Genomic DNA, 21561 nt, shown 5'->3' with positions numbered 1-21561 from the left:
AATGGCTGCTTCGAGGTGCACATGGGAAGCCGGGTGAGCTCAGGTTGGTCGATTCTCTCGGCAGCCGCGCTCGCGGCCGCTTGTGGCTCGACGAACGCCGACCCGGGCGGGGACGGAACCACCGGAGGCAGCGGCGGCGGCGGCGGCACCGGTATCTCCGGCAGCGCGGGCTGGGTCAGCGGCGGCGGTGGCGCTGGCGGCGGCGCCGGCGGCGCGTCCGGCGGGGGCGGCAGCGGTGGCCTCGCTCCGCTGCCGTGCGACTCGCGCTTCCAGATCACCGACCCAGCGACGGTCGGCGTGCCCTTCGACGTCACCGTGACGGACACCTCGCCTCACGCTTACGTCGACCTCGAGGTGAGCGGGCCCGGCTCCCCCGCGACCGCTTGGGGTGGTGTCGTAGGCAACGGTCCCTGGAGCTGGACCTGGAAGGTCAGCGGTCACGGCGCCGGCGTGCTCGACCTCACGTTCAAGAAGGACAAGAACGGCAACGCCGGCACCACGGTCGCGACCTGCCAGATCCACTCGGTCGGCGGCGCTGGTGGCAGCGGCGGCGGCGGTGGTACGGGCGCCACGGGTGGGACCAGCAGCGGCGGGACCAGCAGCGGTCCACCGCCGGCGAACCGCTACGGCATGGGCTTGGTGAACCCGGGCGACGCCACGGACGTGGATCTCACCGCGAAGCTCGCCGGTCCGGGCGGCTGGTACCTGGTGATCTTCGCCGACATCACGCCGAGCCGGACCAGCGCCGACGCGAGCTGGAAGGCGAGCATCCAGCAGGCCTACGCCAAGGACTTGATCCCGGTGATCCGCATGGCGCCGCCCTGGGGCGACCGCCGCGTGCGCAACATGGGCGAGAGCCCCACCGCGTACAAGAAGCTCGCGCAGGCCTACAAGGCCGTGATCCAAGATCTACCGAAACGCGCCGACTGGCCGCTCTACGTGCAGGTGCACAACGAGCCGAACCTGTGCGACGAGTGGCAGTGCGACTCGCCGGCGGGCACGCTGAGCGACAAGACCATCGCCAGCGAATACGCCCACATGCTGCGCGACGTCGCTGACGCCCTGCACTCAATCGGCGACCCTCGGATCAAGGTCCTGAACGGCGCGCTGGCTCCGGGCGGCGTGCAGTGGTGTCAGTGCGGAACCAGCAACTTCGCGGCCGGCACCCTCTCCGCGACCTTCTTGACCTACATGAACCAGGCCGTGCCAGGCGTGTTCGACAAGATCGACGCCTTCGCCGCGCACTCGTACCCCGCCAAGGGCGAAGGCTGGGGCTTCTTCGTCTCGTACGCCGAGTCGGCGACGGGGCTGAAGTACTTCGAGAAGGAGCTGGCCGCGATCGGCAAGGGCAGCATGAAGGTGGTGATCACCGAGACCGGCTGGCCGACGAACGGCGACGGTCAGACCTGGAGCCGCGATCAGGTCGGCGACTTCACCGTCGAGGCGGTCAAGAACGTCTGGCTCACGCACCCGAACATCCTGGGCGTGACGCCGTTCATCCTCCGCGACGCGGGCACCTGGGACAAGTTCGCCTGGGCCAAGCCCGACGGCTCGCCCTACCCGGTCTACACGAAGGTGCGCGCGTACCGCTGCGCGCAGGCCGGCGCGAAGAACTGCAACTGAGAACACCGGCCGGTCCCGGGGGCAGTTGTTTCGCAGAACGGAAGCGTCGCGCGACCTGTCAGGTCACCCCGCGGAGCGAAACTCAGCTCACGATTCCGCCGCCGGTCCCGGCGACGGAATCGTATCCCTGCTCTCGTCGTCGTCCGGCATCTCCACGGTCGCGCGGCTCTGCGGCGGAGGCGCGGCCAAGGTCGGCATGCTGCTGCTGCTGCTCGGGACCTCGTTCTCCGGCTGGGTCGGGACGTGATCTTGGTCAACTGAGTCGGGCCAACCGATGGACGGCACGCGCGGCGCACGCGGCACCGACACTGGCTCGCTGGCGTCGATGCGCCGCGTTCCGCTCCGCCGCCGCGACTCTACGGAGTCGTCCGCAGTCGGATCCTTCTTCTGATTCGGCTGAGTCATGGCCCCATCGCCCCCGCTGCGAGCCGGGAGTCTAGTCCTGGCCTCCGGGATTGCACGCGCGTTCCGCTCGGGGCCAGAAAGGCGAAGGGTTCCGCGGCCCCCGAAAGTGGACGGGTCTGGCCGATGGGCGCATGCTTGGTGCATGAGAATCACCCAGGCGGCGGTGGCGCTCTCGGCGGTGGGGTACTTGCTCTCGGGCTGCGGCGCGCGGACCGGTGACGAGCTCTTCGGTGACGGCAGCGGCGGCTCGAGCGCCAGCGGTGGCTTCGGCGCAACGGGTGGCATCGGCGCCAGCGGCGGCTCCGGCGCGACCGGCGGTTTCGGCGGCACGCCGTTCGGCGGCGGTGGCTTCGGTGGCACGCCGTTCGGCGGGGGCGGTTTCGGCGGCGGCGGGTTCGGCGGCACGCCGTTCGGTGGTGGCGGTTTCGGCGGCACGCCGTTCGGCGGCGGTGGCATGGGCGGCGCGCCGGGCGATTGCTGCGTCGCGCATGGGTATCCGGGCTGCTCAGTGCCCTACATCGCGTCGTGCGTGTGCGCTCAAGATCCGTATTGTTGCCAGCAGCAGTGGGACAGCCTGTGCGCGAGCGAGGTGAGCTCGCTCGGCTGCGGCAACTGCGGCGGCGGCGGCACCGGCGGCGTGCCGTTCGGCGGCGGCGGCATGGGCGGCATCCCGATTGGCGGCACCGGTGGCACGGCCAACTGCGGCGGCGTGCCGTGTCCGCCGAAGCAGGTTCCAAACACCCCCATCACGCTGCCGGGTTGCTGCCCGCCGTTCGGCCCGTTCGTCTGTGGCCTGGACACGTCACCCATCTCCCAGTTCGTCCCGCTGCCCAACGGCTGCGTACAGAAGAACCAGCCGGGCACCATCGATCCGACCTGTCCCTCGCAGGCGACGCCGCAGGGGCCTTCGCTGCCCGGCTGCTGCAAGCCGAGCGGCATCTGCGGAACTTGGTATGGCTTGATCGATCTCGGCTGCGTCGAGACCTGGCAATACGGCGGGCCTCCGCCGATGAAGTGCGGCGGCGGCACCGGGGGCATGGGCGGCAGCGCAGGCTTCGGCGGCTTCGGCGGCTTCGGCGGCGTCGCAGGCTTCGGTGGCAGCGGCGGTGGAGGTGGATTCACCGGGGACTGCTGCACCACACAGAATTGGCCGGGCTGCGGCGATCCCAGTGTGTGGCAGTGTGTGTGCCCGAAGGACCCCTACTGCTGCAACAACAACTGGGACGGCATCTGCGTGAACGAGGTGACCCAGCTCGGTTGCGGCAAGTGCGGCGGCAGCGGCGGCAGCGGGGGCGTCGCCGGCAACGGCGGGAGCGGGGGCTTCGGCGGTGTCCCGCTCTGCAACCCGCAGTTCTGTCCGAGCCCGGGTCCCCTTCAGGCGTGCTGCATGACGCCGAACGGCCCGTGCGGCGTGATCACGCCCAGCGGCTGCCAGCCGTTCTCCTTCGGCGGCGCCGGCGGGCAGTGACGGCCCAAAGAAATCGCGCAACCCGGCGTCAAGCGTGACCGAACGAGGGGCTTCCCAGGAGGTGCCCCATGCCCGATCCCATCGGAAGCTACGGCCGCGCGAGCAATATGAGCAGCATCGACGATTTCCCGAACCAGTCTAGCGTACCAAGTCCGCCAGCGAAGACCTCGACCCCCGCGAACGGAGTGTCGCTCGAGGGTGGCTACACTTCGAAGGATGGATCGACCGGCGTCTCGCGGGATACGGTCAACAAGCTCGTGGCGTCGGTCCCGAAGCCGTCCGCGAAGCCCGCGCCGCGCTCCGCCGCCCAGTGCGGCGACAAGGCGGTGAAGACCGCCGTCGTGTGCGCAGGTGGTCTCGCGGGCGCGGTGGCAGCGGCGACCACGGTGGTCGGCGCGTTCGTGGCAGGCGGCGCCGCGGGCTTCGCCTGCGCCGACAGTTACGCGGATTACACCGACTGCCTGGAGGGGAAGAAGTGACGCTCCCGACGCTGGTCTTCGCCGTGGCGTTCGCGCTCGTGGGTTTGACGGCCGCGTTGGTTTCGCGCCGCTACGGGGCGAGGAACCCCCGGGCACGCCTGGCGTTCATCGCGGTAGGTTTCGCTCTCGCAGCGGCGTACGTGTGGACGGACCGCGCCCAGAGCGGAGCGGCCGAAGCGAGCGCGGAAGCCCAGGAGTGATCTTCAGTGCGTGACCGCGGGTCGAGGCGTGTGCTCGACGATGGCGATGGGCCAAGCGGCGGGATCGCGCCGCCATTCGCCGGTGCCCTCGACGCGCACGTCCACCCGGAGCTGGTACATCCCGTTGACGGGTGGCACGGGCAGCCCGAGGGAGCGCGTACGGAAGCGGGGGGTCAGTGACTTGAAGTCGAACGTCTCCGTGTACGACTCGAGACCGGTGTCGCTGACCATGGCCAGACGCACTTGAAAGGTCTGGTTCAGCTCGTGCGGCGCGATCTGGAAGTAGGCGTGGAGCTCGAGCGGCAACAGGCCTCCGGGTGGCGGCGGAGCGTTCGGCGGGATGTTGAGCTGCTCTACCAGATTGAACAACGTCACGTTGTTCGAGTGCTGGTCGAGGGACGAGCCGCTCGACACCGCGAGCAAGTAGCAGCGAGGCATGGTCGATGTCAGCGGCGTAGTAGCGTCCTGAGCCAGCGTCGAGTGGTCTGGCGCTGGAGCACCAGGATCGAGTCGAACAGCGGGATCCGCTCGGGGCAGACCTCGATGCAGACCTGAGCCTTGCCGCAGCCCGCCACGCCACCGTCGGCCATGCTCGCGTCGAGGCGTCGGCCCTGCGCCGGCGCGCCGGCCGCGAGCTCGTTCAAGAGCCGCACCTCGTTCAGTGCCGCAGCGCCCACGTAGCGCCCCGCGCTGGTCTCGGGACAAGCTTCGAAGCAGGCACCGCACTCGGTGCAGCGATCGAGCTCGGCGAGCGCGAGCGGGACGTGAGCCGCCGGCGGCTCCTCGAGCCAGGCGCCGAGCTTCTTGCGCGCCGCGCGCAGGCGGCTTCGATCCACCACCAGGTCGCGCACGAGCGGGAACTTGGAGAGCGGCGCGAGCACCACGGGGCCACGCTTCGGTCGCGCGTCAGCGAGGAGCGTGCGGCAGGCGGGGCGCACGTGGCCGTTCACGAGCAGCGTGCAGGCCCCGCAGCCATCGGCGCGGCACGCGGACTCGAAGGCGACCGGCGCGACGCGCTGGCCGTCGGTGGTGACAGGCCGCTGCCGAACGGAGAACAGCGCGGTGGCGATGCTGTCTCCCGGGCCGTCCTCCACCTGGAACTCTTCGAAACGCAGCGTCTCCGGGGCGCTCGGGGAGTCCTGGCGCTGGATGCGCAGCACGGTCATGCGTCCCCCGGACTGGCGAGGATGCGACGGGCGAGGAGCAGTGCCGGAGCGAGCTCGAGGGCCAGGTGCAGCGCCGAGTTTGCGCGGAGCGACGCGTCGCCGAGGTGGGCCTTCTTCAGGCGCTCTTCGAGGGCGTCCAGGTCGCCACTTCCGGCCGCGAGGGTTTGGCGGACCTCGCGCGCGATCTCCTCCACGCACGCGCCTTGGTCGTCACGACTCAGCCACGCGCGAGCCGCCTCGTCGCTCCGCTTCTCGGCAGCAGCCAGGCGCGAGCCCAGGCTCTTCGGCTCGCCGCGCTCGAGGCGGTAACGTTCGATGGCGCCAGCTGCGGGGCGGGCGGCGTGGAGCGCGGCGGTGAGCGGGGTGCCAGGGCTGGTGGCCTCGCCGAAGTACGCGGCGGTGACGCCGCCCACGGCGTAGAGGCCGGGCACCGAAGTGGCGTGATCCAGGTCTACCCAGAGGCCGCCGAGGCTGCGGTCGGGCGCGCTTTCCACGGCCACGGGCTCCGCGTACGGGTCGGCGCCGGTCGCGCGCGCGTAGGCGTCGAGCGCGGGCCCCGCGGCGAGCCGCAACGGGGCGCGATCCAACTTCGAGAGATCGAGCAACCCCGCGTCGAGCTCGGCCCCCAGACTCTCCAGGCGGCGGGGCAAACGTCGCAAGAAGCCGCCGGCGCGGTAGCAGAACGGGTGGAAGCTCACGCGCTCCGGGGCGACCACGCGCGCGCCGTGGCGTAGCGCCAGCCCGGTCACCGCGCCGAGGCCGGCTGGCGCCAGAGTGTCCGCCATGAACGAGCCCGCGTGACCGCCGCTCGCGAGGCAGACGCCCGTGGCAGCGAACGCGCGGCTCTCGCCGCTGGCGAAACAGAGCGCCACGGCGCCGCGCGCGTGCCCCTCGTCGTCGAGCAGGAGCTCGACCACGCTCCAGCCGAGCTCGCGCTCCAGGAGGCCATCGACTTCGTGGCGAAGCAGCCGCTGCGACAGCCGGCGGCTCACGTGTCGCGCGGTCTGACAGCCGGCGTGAACTGCGCGCGGCCGGCTCGCTCCCGGGAGCCGGGAGAGTGCGAGCTCGCCTTTGCGCGTGCGCTCGAAGGGCACGTCGAGCTGGGCCAGCGCGCTCACCAGCTCCGGCGCGGCCTCGGTCATCGCCTCCAAGAACGGGCGCGCGGGCTCCCCGGCCAGCGCCACCAGATCGTCGAGGTGGCGCGCGGGGCTGTCGTCGGCTCCGAGGGCAGCCTCGAGACCTTCGTGCCGGTGCGTGGACTCGGCGTGCTCCGCGGGCGACCGGGCCACGAGCAGCACGGGCACGCCGCGGTCCAGGAGCGCGAGCGCCACTGCTTGCCCGGCGATGCCTTCGCCGACGACCAGCACGGGCTCGCTCACGATCTTCCCCAGGGCGTCGCGGTTCCGGTCGCCAGGTGGATCACCGTGGCGGCACTCAGCAGGAACAGGAGCGCGCCGAGCACGTTGGAGAAGAGCTGCACGCGGTGCAGCGCCCGGGCGCTGGTCACCAGGCCGAAGCTCGCGGAGAAGCCGACGACGCCGTTGGCCAGATGGTACACGGTGGCGGCGACGCCCAGGAGGTAGGCGACAGCATGGACGGGGAAGCCGAATGGTCCAGCGCTGGACAGGCTGGCCACGAGGTCGGTGTGGAAGTCGGCGCTGGCGGTCTGCCCGAGCAGGACCTTCACGCGGTACTCCCAGAGGTGCACGAGGAGAAAGAGCAGCACGACCACGCCGCTGGCTCGCTGAAGGGCCCAGGCAAGGTTGCCCGAATAGGGATAGCTGCCGACGTTGGGTCGCGCCTTGGTGGCGATGGACAAGCCGATGCCGGCGTGCACCAGGAGGGGGACTCCGATCAGGGCGGCCTCGAGCGCCATTCGCAGCGGAGTCAGTCGGGCGAGCGCGCCCGAGAACGCCTCTGGTCCGCGAACCGCCTGCGCCATGGCCAAGAGGTGAGCGAGCGTGAAGACTCCGAGCGGCACCACGCCGCACAACGACATCACGCGCCGTCGTACGAAGGTGCGTCGGTCCGTCGCTACGAGGTCACTCACACTGCTGCCGGCGACCGTATCGCACGCTGGCCGGAAGCTCCACTCGGGCGCTCAGGCCGGTCCCTTGGTAGCGCAGCCGAACAACACGTCCACCTGGCCCTTGGTGTTCTTGACCATGGAGCAGGTGCCCGGGCAGAGCAGGATCTTGGTCGGGGAGATGTCGTTGTCGTAGTACCAGCCGTTGCCCGTGGGGGGGCAGGCCGCCTCGTTGGCGTACTTCGGCCAGGTCTCCGGCTGGCCGCCGTCCGGGGTGAAGGTCACGTTGACCTTCGTGGGGTCCACCGTGCCCGTCTGCGGCTTCGGGATCAGGTACTCGCAGGCCAGCGCCGCGCCGCGGATGGCGTTCAATGCGTCGATGAACTGCTGGCCGACGTTGCCACTGGTGTCCACGATGAACGCGGAGTTGGTGCCGCCGGCCTGAGCGATCTGGTTCAGGTTCGAGAGCGCGCTGCCCACGCCGATCACGAAGGTCAGGATCTTGGGTGAGCCGTTGACGCCTTGCTGCGCGATGCCCGACACGCCACCCACGCTGCTGCTGCAGTCGTTGGGCTGCCCGTCCGTGGCGAGCACGATGACGACCACGTGGTCGGGGTTCTTGATGGCGTGAGTCTGCGCGTAGGAGAGGGCGCCCTGCATCGCTGGCAGCGTCGGCGTGCCGCCGCTCGGCCCGGTGCTCGAGAGCGCGCCCGAGATGTTGGTCGCGTTGCCCGGCAAGACTGCGATGGGTACGCTCGGGGTCGAGTACGTGCCGATCGAGCACTCCGGATTGTCCGGGAAGAAGTCGAGGCCGACGCCGATGCCCGCGGACTGCGCGTCGTTCACGAACGAGTTGATGGCGCTGACCGTGCTCGTCCACTTGGTGCCGAGCATGGAGCCGGACTTGTCGAGCATGATGTAGATGTCGAGCGGCAGGGGCTCGGCCTTCTGCGTCTCCGTGGCGCAGGCGTTGGCGTCGGTGAGCGAGCCGTCGCCAGGGCCACCTTCCAGGATCAGGCCGCCGCCGCTGCCGCTGGTCGCGCCGCTGGCGGCCGAGCCGCCGCCCTTGCCGCCGGCCGAGACGCCGCCGTCGCCGCCGGCGATCCCCCCGTCTTCCGCGCTGCCGCAGGCCTGCGAAAGCGCGAAGGTGCCGAGGGCTGCCCAGAGTCCGATCCCCACGAACCGCTTGGCCATGTCGCGTTCTCCTGCGCAGAGAGTACCCTAGCAGCGCCATTCCGGCGAGCCGCGCGATGCACGTTCCCCGCCTTCCGATCCCGCGCGAGCTTTCCGTTGCCATCGCTCTCGGCCTCGCGGCCTGCGGAGGAGGGAGCTCTGGCGAGCTCATGCCCCAAGCGAACGTGGCCGAGTCGCTGGGCGCGCAGCGCGACTTCCGTGACATCCATCGGCTCTGGACCTCGTCGCGCCCCGCCGACAGAGCGCGCCTCGAGCCCGCGATCGTCTCGTTCTTGGACGCGCACTCGCGCGACCGGCGAGCTCGCACCGCGCGGGTCTACCTGGCGTGGCTCTACGTCCAGCGCGGACGTGTCGCGGAGGCGCGGGCCCTGGTTCAGGAGATCCGGCAGGGACCCGGCGGGACGGTGCGGGATTTTGCGGCGGTCGCCGAAGCCGCCATCCTCCTGCGCGAAGGGAAGCCGGATCAGGCGCTCAGTGTGCTCACGCCGCTGGAGGGAAAGATCATCGACCCGGACGAACGCTTCTTGTTCGGCGAGCAGCGAGTGGTCGCGGCGCTGGGTGCCCGGCGGCCGGGGCTTGCGGTGCGCGCCATGAGGGACTGGCTCGCCGAGACCGCGCCGGAAGAACGCGACGCGGTGCGCGGTCGCATCATCGAGCTCAGCGCGCAGATCGCCGCGGAGCCGCTGTTCCGCTCACTCACCGAGCTCCTCGCCGAGGAAGGCTCCGCCAACGTGAACCCGGAGAAGGAGCGGGCACGCAGCTTCCTGGTGCCGCTGGTCGCCGAGCGTCTGGCGAAGCTGTGCGTGCAGCACGAGGACGGCGCGTTGGCGCGGCGCTTGCTCGACACTGGGCTCCCGCTGTTTCGGCGCGGCGAGCTCGGGCAAGAGCTCGTGCGGATCGCGGCCTCGGGTTCGGTGCTGCCGCGCGTGGCGGGCCGATCGCTCGGGCTGGTGCTCAGCATCGGCAGCGCGGAACAGCGCCGGCGCTCGGCGCAAGTCGCGACGGGGGTGTCTCGCGCGCTCGGCCTACCGGCATCGGCTGCGGATCGCGAGGCCGTCCAGCTCGTGACGAGCGAAGACGACGGATCCGAGCACGGCGTCGCGCACGCGCTGGCGGAGCTCGCTGGCGAAGGCGCGGCCATCTTGATCGCCGGAATCGATGAAGCCTCCGCCGTGGCAGCGGCCAAGTACTCGGCCAACACAGGCATCCCCGTGCTGTTGCTCGCGCCTGCGCCCGCTCGAGGTGGGGCGGAGTTCGTGATCGCCGAGACCCCCGAGCGTGAGAGCCAAGCTCTGCTCGAGGGCGCCACAGCGCTCTCTTTGGACAAGCGGGCGAGCGTCGGCCGCGGGGGTGTTCCGTGCGACGCCGCGCCGAGCGCGGCCGGGCAGCCGCGCTTCCCGGTGCTGGCCTGGAAGAAGGAGCGCGTGGACGGCGTGCTCGTCACCGGGGACGCCGTCTGCGCGCGCGAGGTGGCGCGGGAGACCCAGGAGAGCGGGCGGCGGGTGACGCTCGGGCTCGGGCTCGAGGCTGGCGAAGTGTTCGCGGAGCTGGAGCCTGGGCAGCCGCGCTTCGCGCTCTCTGCCGGCGCGTTCCCGCACCGGCCGGGCACTGCCGCGCCGGAGTCGCAGAAGAAGCTGGTCGTGCAGTCGGGACACGCGCCGAGTTGGTACACGACCCTCGGGCACGACGCGGCAGTCCTCGCGCGGCAGGCGTTGTCGGAGCTTCCATTGGAGCGCGCGGACGACGCACGCGTCGTGGCGGAGTTGCACCGGCGCGCGAAGGAGCGACTGGCCGTTGCGGAGGGCGAGCTGTGGTCGAGCGAGCACGCGGGCTTCGCTGGCAAACGCGTGCTCCCGCGCACGCTCGGCAGCGTGGTGTGGAGCCGAGGCAAGGGCGCGCCGTGAGCGTCGTCGAGCTCCCGAGCCGCCGCGCCACCAAGCAGCTAGCGCGCTCGCTGGCGCCACACCTCCGCGCCGGTGACCTTCTGGTCCTGTCTGGCGAGCTCGGGGCCGGCAAGACGTTCTTCGTGCGCGCGCTGTGCCGCGCGCTGGGCCTACCCGAGCGCGTGTCGGTCACGAGCCCGACGTTCGCGCTGATCGTCGAGCACGACACGCGGCCTCCGCTCGCTCACGCGGACCTGTATCGGCTGAGCGCGGCCAGAGAGGTCAGGGACTTGGGCCTCGACCACCAGCGTGACGAAGGCCGGCTGGTCGTCGTGGAGTGGGGCGAGCCCTGGATCGAGCTCTTGGGTGGCGACGCGCTCGTCCTCACGCTGGGGCTCGGGCCGCGCCGCGCGTCATTCCGGGCCACCGGACCGCGCTCGGGGCAAATTCTGGCGGAATTCTCGGGGAAGGGCTAACCCTGGTAGCCAAGGGATGGCCGTGGCGGCAGCAGAACAGACGGGTGGCGAGCCGGGCTTCTTCCAGAGCCTGACTCGGGGGCCACTCGCCGGGCTCGAGGGCGTGGGGCAGTTCGTGCTGCTCACGACGCGAACGCTCACCTGGATGATCCGCCCGCCCTATCGCCTGGGGCAGCTGCTGAGCGCCATGGACTTCATCGGCGTGCAGTCGGTGTTCATCGTCTCGCTCACGGGCATCTTCAGCGGCATGGTGCTGGCTTTGCAGACCGTCAACAGCCTGCGTCAGTTCGGCGCGGAAGGCAGCGTCGGCGCCATCGTCGCCATCTCGCTGGCGCGCGAGATCGCTCCCGTGTTCAGCGCGCTGATGGTCACCGCGCGGGCCGGCAGCTCCATGGCCGCGGAGATCGGCAACATGCGTGTGACCGAGCAGATCGACGCGCTGGTCACCATGGGCGTGAGCCCGGTGCAGTACCTGCTCTCGCCGCGCATGCTTGCCTCGGTCTTGATGGGCCCGCTCCTGTGCGTGCTGTACGGGTGCGTCGGCATGGTGGGAGCGTGGGTCGTAGCGGTGAAGTGGCTGAGCGTGGACCCCGGTGTGTTCGTGTCGAACATCGAGCGCTACCTCGAGCTCAAGGACTTCTGGATGGGCATGATCAAGTCCGCGGTGTTCGGCTTCTTGGTCTCCGCCATCTCGTGCAACCAGGGCTTCTTCGCCAGCGGCGGCGCTCGTGGCGTGGGCCTCGCCACCACGCGCGCCGTGGTGCAGAGCGCGGTGGCGCTCTTGATCGCCAACTATTTCATCACCGACTGGCTCACGGAGCTGTGAGGGGAAATGGACGCCGAGCTACCGAACACGAAGCAAGACGACGCCGACGACGTGCGCTGGGCCCTCGAGACGGCCAACGCCGTGTGGTCCCAGGGTGACAAGCGCGCCGCCCTCTCCTGGGTGCGTCGCGCCGCGGAGGCCGCCGCGGAGGCTGGCGCCGACCTGCGGGCGGTGGAGCTGGCCAAGAGCGCGGCCGAGCTCCGCGCGCTGCTCGAGATCCCGCGCACCGTGCCGCCGCCGGCTCCGACCGGCGACGAGCCCATCGCCTCGGTCCCGCCGCAGGCGCGGGTCCGACACCACGCGGTGCGGGTCGCGGTGATGCTCTCGCCGGATCACGACGGCGCGTTCCTGGCTTGGCCGCTCAAGAAGGGCGAAGCCGCGCCCTCGAACGCGCACGAGGCGTTGTTCGTGGCCCTGGATCCCGAGGCAGATCTGTTCGTGTTCAAGCTCTGATCACGGCTGCCAGAACGAGCCGAGCAAGCCCTCCTCCCCGCTGCTCACGGCGGAGAGCGTCGCCTGCTCGAGGCTCGCGCCGCTGCGCAAGCGCAACAGCTCGGAGGCCTCGCCGGAGAAGGCGTCCGCCGAGTGCACCACGCCTTTCGGCGCGTCGTAGCGGGCGCGCAGGGTGAGCAGCTTGCCGTCGCTCACGCGGTGCAAGCGCGCCTGATGACTCGCGGAGAGCAAGACCTCGCCGCTCGGGTGCCACGTGAGGCTCCAGATCCGCGCCTCGTGCCCAGCCAGGGTGCGGAGGAGCTTCCTCGATGCCACGTCCACCACTCGGATCAGGCTGTCGTCCGTGGCGACGGCCAGGCGTTTGCCGTCGGGGCTGAAGCGAATCTGACGCACGGCGCTGTCGGCCCGCAGCACCTCGAACGTCGTCCGACCGTCCCACAGCGTGATGGCGCGCTTCCGATCCGGAAACGCGATCAACCGCCCGTCCGGCGAGAACACCGGCGCCGCGTGCAGCGACCGCCCCTCGATCTTGGCGACCAGGGTTCGGGAGCCCACGTCCCAGCGCCCGATGTGCTGGCTGGTGGCGACCACCAGGCTCTTGCCGTCGGCCGAGAGCTCCAGGTCCTCGACCCGGCCCCAAGCCACGAGCTGCTTCACGTCGAGGCGCCCGAGGGGCTTCCAGGCACTCGAGTCGAAGAGCTCGACTCCTTCCCCGCCGCCGACGGCCACCACCGAGCCGTTCCAGACCAGATCGCTCGCGAGCGAGAGCTTCAGGGCGATGCTCTTGACGATCTTGCGCTTGCCGCGATCCCAGATGCTGAGGCGATCTCCGGCGAACATCGCCAGCGCCTTCGAGTCCGGCGAGAACGCGAAGCGCGGCCCCCAGTCATCCCGGGTCGGGACCGTGATCTGACCCAGCTCCGCTCCGCTCTCCGCGTCCCACACGCCCACGCTGCCGTCGGCGACGCTGGCCGCGACGAGAGCGCCGTCGGGCGACCACGCCGGAGCGCCAGGCTGCTTCTTCTTCGCCCGCAGGCGTCGGAGGATCTTGCCGCGCTGCGCGTCCCAGACGTCGATCCAGAGCGCCGCCGCCGTGGCGATGCGTTCGCCTTTCGGATCGAAGCGCGCCGCGCTCACCTCGCCCCAGGGCGAGCCCAGCGCGCGCACCGGTGCGCCGCTCTCCGCGCGCCAGAGCCGCACCTGCGGATCGTCGTTGCCGGTGGCCACGAGCGATCCGTCCCGGCTCACGCCCAGCGCTTCGATGATGCCGGCGGAGTACTTGGCGAGCCTCTTGCCGGATTCGGGGTCGAACACCATCACGTCGTTGCCCACGCTCGCGAACAGGCGCCGGCCGTCCTGGCCGAAGGCCACGTGGCTCACGCCGTTGCCCGTCGCCAGCTCCCGCTCGACCTTGCCGGTCTCGGCGTCGGCGATCAGCACGCGGTCACCCGAGGGCACTGCGAGGCGGCCGCCCGAGCCGAACGCCAGACGCCAGGTGCGCGCCGCGAGCTTGGCGCGCACCGCGAGCTTCGACGTGTCCCAGACGTGGACGAGCCCGTCGAGGCTCGCCGTCGCCACGAAGCGACCGTCCGCGCTCAGCGCCACGCCCAGGAGCTGTCGCCCCTCTCCGTTGGGCGTCCGAGCCGAGTCCAGCAGCTTGCCGGTCTCGGCGTCGTACACCGACAGCTCCGCCTGCGGTCCCACGGTGTAGATGCGTTTGCCGTCGGCGCCGAGCGCGAGATCGAAGCCCGGATGCTCGATCACCCGCTTGGCCGCGAAGCGAGCGAGATCCCAGACGATGATGCGCGAGTCCCGCGCGATCGACGCGAGCACTCTGCCGTCGCCGCTCCAGGCCACCCGCTTCAGCGCCTCGTGGTGACCCGTGAGCTGCGCCAAGAGGCCACCCTCCAGGTTCCAGATGCCGACCGTGTGGTCGAAGCCCCCGGTGGCCAGGAAGCGCCCGCTCGGGTGGAAGGCCACCGACCACACCTGCGAGACGTGACCCGTCTGCGGCACCAGCACCGGAGCCGACGGCTGCTCGGGTGGTGGCTGGGCCTCGGGCTCCGCAGCGCTCGCTAGCGGTCGCGCCACGATCGGTTTTCGTGGCGGCAAGTCGGGAGGAAGCCCTTCCATACACGCGCCGGTGAGGGCGGCGCAGCACAGGGCGGTGAAGGGCTTCCGCACGGCGGTTCTACGATCGGCGAGGCGCGAGCCTTCCTGGTCGTCCAGTCCAGCTCGGTAGTTCTCCATCCGCGGGCCGCGGACCCCGTTGGATGAAACCGGGTGGCATCGGGTAGGCTTCGGCGGTCGGTCGGCACCGAGGTCGGCAAGACTATGGTGCGTTCGAGCCCGTTCGGTAGTTGGGCCGGACAGAGGTTGAGAAGCGACGCGTTCTCGAAGAGTCGAGGACGGTCACGGGTACGGCGCGCGAGCAGGCGCAAATTCGCACTCGAGGTCAGGACGGGCCGGCGCTGGAGGTCGGGACGTGGCTCTCGGGTGGCGCCGGGCGTTGGTGAAGCGCTGGCGGCGTCGGCGCAGCGGTCGAGCGCACGACGCAGAGCTCGATGACCGCGAGTGCGGCACTGCGTGCAGCTGCCTGGAGGGAGCGCCATCGGACTCGAGCTCGACGCGCAGCTTCCGGACCCACGGCGCTGCCGCTGACAAAGACCACCAAGGGCATCCCGTGCACGCCCGTTTGTTTGCGGGCGTGCGAGCAGCGGTGCGCCCGGCATGGGCACAACCTTGGAGGTGGAAGTCCTCTCGAAATTTGGTCATCAAAATCGAAGCGAACCGCAACTGCGGAAGGGTGACCGACCGTGGGAAGGAAGCGGGGAGCGAAACCGTGGGCCGACGAACAGGAATCGGATACGAGGCGGAGTCGGGTGAGCGAGCAGGCCGTATTCTGCGAAGCTCGGATGACCAAGACCCGACGACGTAGATCCGGCGGTCGTGCGGTGAAGGGTTGTGCAATTACCCGGGGAGATCTCGCCTTGCGCCTGAAAGGGCGACGCTGTGCGAACGGCGGAGCGAGAAGTCAGCAGAGGTCGTAGTAGTCGCTGAGCTCGGCGACGAAGGACCGAACGAAGAGGAGAGCGAACGAACGGGTCTCAAAGGCACCAGGTCTCAGATGTCCGGGCAACTGGAGCTCCCGCTGGCAGATAGGGGTGAAGCCCCGAACAACCCGCGGAGCGAGGAAGTGCCGATGGCGACGCATGAGCTCGTACGCTCGGGAGCGAGCGACCTGATGATGAAGGTGTGTGAACGCCAGAATCTTCAGGCCGCGTTGAAACGAGTGAAAAGGAACAAGGGCAGTCCTGGTATCGATGGGATGACCGTAAGCGAGTTGCCCGACTACCTGCGCGCTCACTGGCACGAGCTCCGCGAGCAGTTGCTCACGGGGCGTATCGGCCCGCGCCGGTGAGACGGCAGCTAATTCCCAAGGAACCGGCGGAATGCGAGAGCTCGGCATTCCTACGGTGCTCGATCGAGTTCATCCAGCAGGCCCTGCTTCAGGTCCTGCAACCGATGTTCGATCCGAGCTCGCAGCACAGCCACGGCTTTCGACCCGGGCGGGCGCGCACGACGCTGTTCGTGAAGCGCAACGCTTCGTGCAAGAGGGCCGGCGGTGGGTGGTCGATGTCGATCTGGAGAAATTCTTCGATCGCGTCAACCACGACGTGCTGATGGGAAAGCTCGCGAAGCGGATCGCGGGCAAGACGATGCTCGGACTCATCCGCCGCTACTTGAACGCCGGCATCATGGTCGGCGGAGTGGTGGTGGAACGGCACGAGGGAACGCCGCAAGGCGGGCCACTCTCGCCGTTGCTCGCGAACGTGCTGCTCGATGACATCGACAAGGAGCTGGAGAAGCGCGGACACGCCTTCGTGCGCTACGCCGATGACTGCAACGTTTACGTGCGGTCGCGGCGCGCCGGCGAGCGCGTGATGGAGCTGCTCCGGCGGCTCTACGCGAAGCAACGGCTCCAAATCAACGAGTCGAAAAGCGCGGTCGCACATGCCTTCGAGCGACAGTTTCTCGGTTTCGCATACTGGGCAGCGCCCAAACGCGAGATCCGAGTCCGCGTCGCACCGAAGGCCGTTGCAGCGATGAAAGCTCGAGTGCGGCGGACTACCCGCCGTAACGGCGGAAGAAGCCTGGCGCGGGTTTGCGAGGACTTGAAAGCATTCCTAACCGGATGGAAGGCATACTTCGATCTGGCCAAAACGCCGAAGGTCTTCGCCGATCTCGACCGTTGGATTCGACGCCGGCTGAGAATGCTCCAGCTCAAGCAGTGGCGACGCGGTCGCACCGTGTTTCGGGAGCTCGTGTCACGCGGTCTGACCGTGTGGCGCTCTCGTCGCGGTGCTGCCAACCACCGCCGTTGGTGGCGGAGCGCAATCAGAGACATCCAAATCGCACTTCCAAACTCGCTCTTCGACGAGCTGGGCGTACCCCGGCTCGCCGCGTGACCTCAACTTTTCGAACCGCCGGATGCGGTCCCGCACGTCCGGTGGTGTGGGAGGGGTCGCCGGGCGAAACCGGCGCCCCTATCCCGATTTTCAGCGTACGGTGACCTGAAGGAAAGAGCATCGAGACGTCGATTTCTCTTGACGCATTCTCGAGCGACGCGCGTTCGCGTTCGACGACCACGCGGGTGAGGGCCTCTCGCTCGCGCGTGGTGACGCGCTCGTGCGCGTTCGTGCGCGCGACGACGCGCGACGCGTTCAGATGCCCGAAACGCGCGCAGCGTGTCAGCAGCGAGCTCGAAAAATCGCGTGATATGCCAGAAAGCATGAACGCTCTCTTCGGTCTCCGACCACGAGCTCCGCGAGCGACTTTCGGCCGCCGTGAGCTCGGAGCGGTCGGCGTGCGCCAACGTCATCTTCCACCTGGCAGAGCTCGACCGCCGCAACCTGTACCTGGACGATGCGTGTTCCTCCCTCTTCGCCTACTGCACCGAGCGCCTCGGCTATTCCGAGGACCGCGCGACCAAGCGTGTGCGTGTGGCCCGCCTGGCCCAGCAGTTCCCCCAGGTGCTCGATGACCTCGCCAGCGGCGAGCTCCACCTGACGGGGCTGTTCCTGCTCTCCGGCCACCTGACGGACGACAACGCCGAGCAGCTCCTCGCCGAGGCGCGAGGGAAGTCCAAGCGACAGCTCGAGGAGCTGCTCGCCCGCTGGTTCCCGCGGCCGGACGTGCCGCCGACCATCACCCCGGTCACGCCCGAGCCGGTACAAGGGCAGTTGTCCACATGGTCCGGGGCAGGTACCCCGGCCCCGCCGCCGGCCCCGCCGCCGGCCCAGGCGCCTCGCCCTCGCGTCGAGCCGCTCTCGCCGGAGAGCGTTCGCGTGGAATTCAGCGCCCACGCTGCGTTCCGCGACAAGCTCGAGCAGGCCCGGGCGCTGCTCAGCCACACGGTGCCCAGCGGCGACCTCGCGACGATCCTCGAGCGCGCGCTGGACCTGCTCATCGAGCGGGAGACGAAGCGCCGCGCCGGCGCGGGCAAGCCCCGCAAGCGCCGCGAGACGAAGCCGGGCTCGCGGCACGTTCCGGTGGATGTCCAGCGAGCGGTCAGGGAGCGGGACGGCAACCAGTGCACCTTCACCGATGCCGAAGGGCGGCGTTGCTCCGCCAAGCGCTTCCTCACCATCGAGCACATCGATCCGTTCGCGAAGGGCGGGCCCACGACGGTGGACAACTGCTGCTTGCTTTGCAGGCCTCACAACGCTCACCGAGCGCGCCAGGTCTTCGGCGAGGAGCACATCCAGAACAGGATCTCGGAGGCGCGAGCGAGGCGAAAACGGAACACGCCTCCCACGCCGCCGCTTGCGCCCGAGGGCGGCGTCTCCGAGAAGGTCCTCGGAGCGCTGGTTCGGATGGGGTTCAAGCGAGCGGACGCGCGACGAGCCGTCGAGCAGGCACGCCTCTGCGAGGTGGAGCCGCTGCTCGAGCCGATGCTTCGCGCGACGCTCGCCATTCTCACACCCTGAGACGGTTCGGGCACACCCCGACAAAGGGTGTGCTCGGAGTGCCCTCATTGGTCTTTGTCAGCGGCAGCGCCGTGGGCACGCATGCGGACGAAGGAAAGGAGCTCATCCGTGCCTCGAACAGGTCGCACTCAACGCAGAGTCATCGGCATGCCGGTCAAACGCTTCGGCGACGCGCGCCTCGACGAGGTCCGCGACCCGCGCAACCCGTACATTTCGTGTTCGGCGCCTCGCGCCAGGTGGCGCTGTCGCGACAAACGCCTCGCTGGGAGCGAACTCCTCCGGCTCGGCCGGACTCTCTATTTGACGTCGCTGGCAGCTCGGCAGGCCGCTCGCCAGCGCGCTGCTCGGGGGGCCGGGAGCAGGAGCCTGCGCGAGGTCGAGCAGCTGACCGCGGAGCTCACGCCCGCGGTGCGCGCGAAGCTCGGCATCCCACGTCGTGTTCCGGACACTACGTTGCGGGACGCGCTCGCAGCGCTCGAGCCCGACGACGTCCGCCCGGCCCTGCACGCTGCGACTCGCGCTGCCCAGCGCCGCAAGGCGCTCGAGCCCAACGGCTTACCCTTCGGCGTCGTCTCGCTCGACGGCAAGGCGACCCGTGTGCCTGCCGCTGACGACTTCTTCGCCCAGCGTCAGACGGCGACGGCCGATGCGCGCCTGGTCGGAGTCGTTCGGACCGTCAGTGCCACGCTGACCAGGGTGGCCTGGAGCCTGACCAGGCCGCCGCCTCCAGCACGGATCTCCACCACGGTCGCTCCGTCGTGCGGCGCATCTACCTCGGTGAAGCCCTTGCCGCGCCGGAAGGTTGGGAGCATCTCAGGACCGTGCTCCGCGTCGAGGTCGAGACGCTCGATTCCAAGGGCGTCCGGGTCGCGAGCGACAACCGCTACTTCGTTTCCAGCTTGCCGCGCTCTCGACTCAGCGAGGTCCAATGGCTGCTCGTCGTGCGCCGCCACTGGGGCGTCGAGACTGCCCATCAGCCGCCGGCGCCTGCGTGAGCGCTGCCAAGGCCTGCGCGCCGACCTGCTCTTTGACAGACTTCGCCTCGATCATTGCCCTCGGGCTTCTGCCCCCGTAGCGGCTCGATGGCGCTTGCTCCTGTGCGGCCCAGGCTCCTCTCTACCGCCCCGTCCCGGGTCACCACTTCCCAGCCGGTGGTGGCGACCCAGTTCGACTCGCGGAGAACCGATCGAGACTGCCTGGTCGTCCGCGGCGCGGACCCGTAGTAGGGGAGATGGTGTGGAGCTGAAGCTGGCGGTCGCAGCGGTCGCCCTCTCGTCCGCGGCGTGCAGCGGAGGCGGCATGGGCTTGGTTGCCCGCTACCCCTACGTGGAGGACCAGGGCCTGGCCCTCGCCCACGAGACCCTGAGCATCGACGTGGAGCGCGACGGCAGCGTGAACGTCAGCGCGCTGTTCCGCTTCGTCGCCCGGGGCGCGCCGCGGGATCGGGTCATGACCTTCCCGGTGGCCGGCCCGCGGGGCGCCGCGCAAGGCTTCGCGGCAGAGCTGGTTGGACGGGAGGCGCTGCCGCTGCCCGTGGCGCCGAGCGAGCCGGGCCACCTGCCCGTGGGCGACGCGGCCCAGACCTGGGATCTGTGGGTCGGCGGCGCCGAGCTCGCGCGTCACGACGGCTGGCTGCGCGTCCGCTACACGCAGCGAGGCAACGGCGACTTTGCCTACACCCTGAAGAGCGGCGCCTACTGGAGCGGACCCATCGAACGGCTCGAGGTCCTGGTGACGGATCCCCACGGGCGCATCGCCTCGCTCAGCGTGGAAGGACGTCGCGTGGACGTCGCCGGGCGCGCCCGCGTCGCCGTCGAGCTCACGGAGCTGGAGCCGGTACACGGCGTGAGACTGGAGCTGAAATGAAGAAGAGCCTTCGCACCTGGACCTTGGCCGGCTTCGCCTGGCTTGCGGCGAGCCTCGGCGCCGGCGCCGCCCGCGCCGACGGCGGTCCGAAGATCCGCGACTCGGTCTGGCTGCCGGTAGGCATGAGCTTCGGGTACTCCATCAACCCCGACCCGGCGCCGAACGGCTTCCTGGTCGGCCCCGAGCTCAGCTTGGTCTACCTGGACGAGAGCGCGTATTGGTTCGGCGCGTACACGGACGTGCTGCGCGACTTCGGCTCGGACATGACGCGCCTCTCCGCGGGGCTCGAAGGCGGTGTCGCGATCTTCGGGCTCGACTTCGGCTACGTCTCGGCGTTCTCCGACGGCGCGCGGGCAGACGGGTTGCGCGGGCGCTTGCTCTTCTCGCTCGCGGTCGTGCACCTGTACGGCGGCGTCGGTCACCTCTTCGGAGAGCCCGAGTCGCGAACCTACGGCGAGGTTGGTTTGCTCTTGAAGGCGCCGATCCCGCTCTGGGAGGACCCGACGCCGCGCCGACCTCACTACTTGCCGGAGCCGCGACCCGAGCCGCCGGAGTACCCCGAGCCGCCTTCCCCACCCGAGCAATCGCCGTTCGCACAGCCGCCGCCGGAGTAGGCGCCCTCCGTTGGACAACCTCGGCGTTTCACGTAGGCTTTTCGCATGAGCACCGCGGCTGACGAGACCCGCGCCGACTTCGGGGATCCGTCGTTCGACCCGACGGACGCGCAGCTAGAGCTCTTGGCAAAGGAGGCTTTCGCGGGCGTCGCCGAGCGCCATCGGGCGGCGCTCGCCCGGCTCCGGGACGATGTGGCGGTGCTTCGAGCTCGTGTCCTTGCTCAGCTCGATCAGCAGGCTCGCCGCACCGAGAGCGAGCGGTGACCCGCCCCGTCCTGCTGGTGATCGCCGGACCCAATGGCGCCGGAAAGACGACGGTCACCGTGCGCCTGCGAGACGACCACTGGAGTCACGGCGTCGAGTACCTGAACCCCGACGACATCGCCCAAACGCGCTTCGGGGACTGGAATTCTCCCCGCGCAACGCTCGAGGCCGCTGAATGGACGACCGCGCGGCGGGAGGAGCTCCTGAGGAAACAGTCCGGCATCGCGTTCGAGACGGTGTTCTCGACGCCCGAGAAGGTCGACTTCTTGCAGCGAGCCAAGTCCAGCGGCTACTTCGTGCGGGTGTTCTTCATCGGCACGGAGGATCCGCGCATCAATGCCGCGCGGGTTGCGGGCCGGGTGATGCAGGGTGGGCACACCGTCCCCATCGAGAAGATCATCAGCCGCTACGGGAAGTCGATGGCGAACCTCTCGGCAGCAATTCGCCTGGCCGACCGCGTGTACATCTACGACAACTCCGTGGACGGCGTCGATGCGCGCCTGTGTGCGCGCACCGAGGACGGGAAGCTGAGAAAGATCTACGGGGCGCTTCCGCCATGGGTCGCCGACGCCGTTCAAGGGTTGGAGCGCCACCCGGCGTTCGTGGACCTCCGAGCTGCGTGACGGCG

General features: G+C 69.9%; 22 protein-coding genes and 1 pseudogene. 15 read left to right on the top strand and 8 right to left on the bottom strand.

Annotated features, from left to right (window positions below):
- Positions 1-33 precede the first annotated feature (33 nt).
- On the top strand, positions 34-1623 hold the full coding sequence (locus HS104_23065; protein ID MBE7482844.1) for a hypothetical protein: 1590 nt from the start codon (positions 34-36) through the stop codon (positions 1621-1623).
- Positions 1624-1710: 87 nt separating this feature from the next.
- On the opposite strand, the gene HS104_23060 is transcribed toward HS104_23065, so the two are convergent.
- Positions 1711-2028 (bottom strand): hypothetical protein, encoded by a 318-nt coding sequence (locus HS104_23060; GenBank protein MBE7482843.1) that lies wholly within the window; start codon positions 2026-2028, stop codon positions 1711-1713.
- Positions 2029-2170: 142 nt separating this feature from the next.
- Here HS104_23060 and HS104_23055 point away from each other — a divergent pair, with 142 nt between their 5' ends.
- The 3 genes from HS104_23055 to HS104_23045 all read left to right on the top strand — a co-directional run bounded on the left by HS104_23055 (position 2171) and on the right by HS104_23045 (position 4175).
- The gene (locus HS104_23055) at positions 2171-3496 is read left to right on the top strand and encodes a hypothetical protein (protein ID MBE7482842.1); all 1326 of its coding nucleotides are present in this window, start codon (positions 2171-2173) and stop codon (positions 3494-3496) included.
- A 68-nt stretch (positions 3497-3564) separates the two neighbouring features.
- A complete protein-coding gene (locus HS104_23050; protein MBE7482841.1) occupies positions 3565-3975 on the top strand; it encodes a hypothetical protein in 411 nt (136 codons plus the stop codon).
- Entirely contained in the window at positions 3972-4175 is a 204-nt protein-coding gene (locus tag HS104_23045) for a hypothetical protein (GenBank protein MBE7482840.1), read from the top strand. Before HS104_23050 ends, HS104_23045 begins: the two co-directional genes overlap by 4 nt.
- 3 nt (positions 4176-4178) lie before the next feature.
- On the opposite strand, the gene HS104_23040 is transcribed toward HS104_23045, so the two are convergent.
- The 5 genes from HS104_23040 to HS104_23020 are packed head-to-tail and all read right to left on the bottom strand — an operon-like array spanning position 4179 to position 8561.
- Positions 4179-4613 carry a hypothetical protein gene (locus HS104_23040; protein MBE7482839.1) on the bottom strand — a complete coding sequence of 145 codons (435 nt, stop codon included), beginning with the start codon at positions 4611-4613 and terminating at the stop codon, positions 4179-4181.
- Between the two features lie 8 nt (positions 4614-4621).
- Complete coding sequence (locus HS104_23035) at positions 4622-5341, bottom strand: 4Fe-4S dicluster domain-containing protein (protein ID MBE7482838.1); 720 nt, start codon at positions 5339-5341, stop codon at positions 4622-4624.
- Positions 5338-6720 carry an FAD-binding protein gene (locus HS104_23030; GenBank protein ID MBE7482837.1) on the bottom strand — a complete coding sequence of 461 codons (1383 nt, stop codon included), beginning with the start codon at positions 6718-6720 and terminating at the stop codon, positions 5338-5340. Before HS104_23030 ends, HS104_23035 begins: the two co-directional genes overlap by 4 nt.
- Positions 6717-7391 (bottom strand): succinate dehydrogenase, encoded by a 675-nt coding sequence (locus HS104_23025; protein ID MBE7482836.1) that lies wholly within the window; start codon positions 7389-7391, stop codon positions 6717-6719. The genes HS104_23030 and HS104_23025 overlap by 4 nt, the downstream gene beginning before the upstream one ends.
- A 51-nt stretch (positions 7392-7442) precedes the next feature.
- Entirely contained in the window at positions 7443-8561 is a 1119-nt protein-coding gene (locus HS104_23020; GenBank protein MBE7482835.1) for a VWA domain-containing protein, read from the bottom strand.
- A gap of 149 nt (positions 8562-8710) precedes the next feature.
- Here HS104_23020 and HS104_23015 point away from each other — a divergent pair, with 149 nt between their 5' ends.
- The 4 genes from HS104_23015 to HS104_23000 are packed head-to-tail and all read left to right on the top strand — an operon-like array spanning position 8711 to position 12199.
- Positions 8711-10465, top strand: coding sequence for a hypothetical protein (locus HS104_23015; GenBank protein ID MBE7482834.1), 1755 nt, complete (start codon positions 8711-8713; stop codon positions 10463-10465).
- The gene (tsaE, locus tag HS104_23010; GenBank protein MBE7482833.1) at positions 10462-10920 is read left to right on the top strand and encodes a tRNA (adenosine(37)-N6)-threonylcarbamoyltransferase complex ATPase subunit type 1 TsaE; all 459 of its coding nucleotides are present in this window, start codon (positions 10462-10464) and stop codon (positions 10918-10920) included. Before HS104_23015 ends, tsaE begins: the two co-directional genes overlap by 4 nt.
- 16 nt (positions 10921-10936) lie before the next feature.
- Positions 10937-11746, top strand: a complete 810-nt coding sequence (locus tag HS104_23005) for an ABC transporter permease (protein ID MBE7482832.1) — start codon at positions 10937-10939, stop codon at positions 11744-11746.
- A gap of 6 nt (positions 11747-11752) precedes the next feature.
- Positions 11753-12199 carry a hypothetical protein gene (locus HS104_23000; protein MBE7482831.1) on the top strand — a complete coding sequence of 149 codons (447 nt, stop codon included), beginning with the start codon at positions 11753-11755 and terminating at the stop codon, positions 12197-12199.
- On the opposite strand, the gene HS104_22995 is transcribed toward HS104_23000, so the two are convergent.
- Positions 12200-14290 (bottom strand): WD40 repeat domain-containing protein, encoded by a 2091-nt coding sequence (locus HS104_22995; GenBank protein MBE7482830.1) that lies wholly within the window; start codon positions 14288-14290, stop codon positions 12200-12202.
- 1036 nt (positions 14291-15326) lie between these two features.
- Here HS104_22995 and ltrA point away from each other — a divergent pair.
- A pseudogene (ltrA, locus tag HS104_22990) lies at positions 15327-16668 on the top strand (group II intron reverse transcriptase/maturase).
- Positions 16669-17046: 378 nt separating this feature from the next.
- Positions 17047-18189 carry an HNH endonuclease gene (locus HS104_22985; protein MBE7482829.1) on the top strand — a complete coding sequence of 381 codons (1143 nt, stop codon included), beginning with the start codon at positions 17047-17049 and terminating at the stop codon, positions 18187-18189.
- 629 nt (positions 18190-18818) lie between these two features.
- Here the strand turns inward: HS104_22985 and HS104_22980 are convergent.
- Entirely contained in the window at positions 18819-19001 is a 183-nt protein-coding gene (locus tag HS104_22980; GenBank protein MBE7482828.1) for a hypothetical protein, read from the bottom strand.
- A gap of 9 nt (positions 19002-19010) precedes the next feature.
- On the opposite strand from HS104_22980, the gene HS104_22975 reads away from it, so the two are divergent.
- From HS104_22975 to HS104_22955, 5 genes are all read left to right on the top strand, one after another.
- The gene (locus tag HS104_22975) at positions 19011-19184 is read left to right on the top strand and encodes a hypothetical protein (GenBank protein MBE7482827.1); all 174 of its coding nucleotides are present in this window, start codon (positions 19011-19013) and stop codon (positions 19182-19184) included.
- Between the two features lie 241 nt (positions 19185-19425).
- Positions 19426-20055 carry a hypothetical protein gene (locus tag HS104_22970; protein ID MBE7482826.1) on the top strand — a complete coding sequence of 210 codons (630 nt, stop codon included), beginning with the start codon at positions 19426-19428 and terminating at the stop codon, positions 20053-20055.
- A complete protein-coding gene (locus tag HS104_22965; protein ID MBE7482825.1) occupies positions 20052-20669 on the top strand; it encodes a hypothetical protein in 618 nt (205 codons plus the stop codon). Before HS104_22970 ends, HS104_22965 begins: the two co-directional genes overlap by 4 nt.
- 45 nt (positions 20670-20714) lie before the next feature.
- Positions 20715-20933, top strand: coding sequence for a hypothetical protein (locus tag HS104_22960; GenBank protein ID MBE7482824.1), 219 nt, complete (start codon positions 20715-20717; stop codon positions 20931-20933).
- Entirely contained in the window at positions 20930-21556 is a 627-nt protein-coding gene (locus HS104_22955; protein MBE7482823.1) for a zeta toxin family protein, read from the top strand. Before HS104_22960 ends, HS104_22955 begins: the two co-directional genes overlap by 4 nt.
- The last annotated feature ends 5 nt before the right edge of the window (positions 21557-21561 follow it).

It is taken from the genome of Polyangiaceae bacterium (assembly GCA_015075635.1).
Classification (GTDB): domain Bacteria; phylum Myxococcota_A; class Polyangia; order Polyangiales; family Polyangiaceae; genus JADJKB01.
This window is presented reverse-complemented; position numbering and strand designations above follow the sequence as displayed.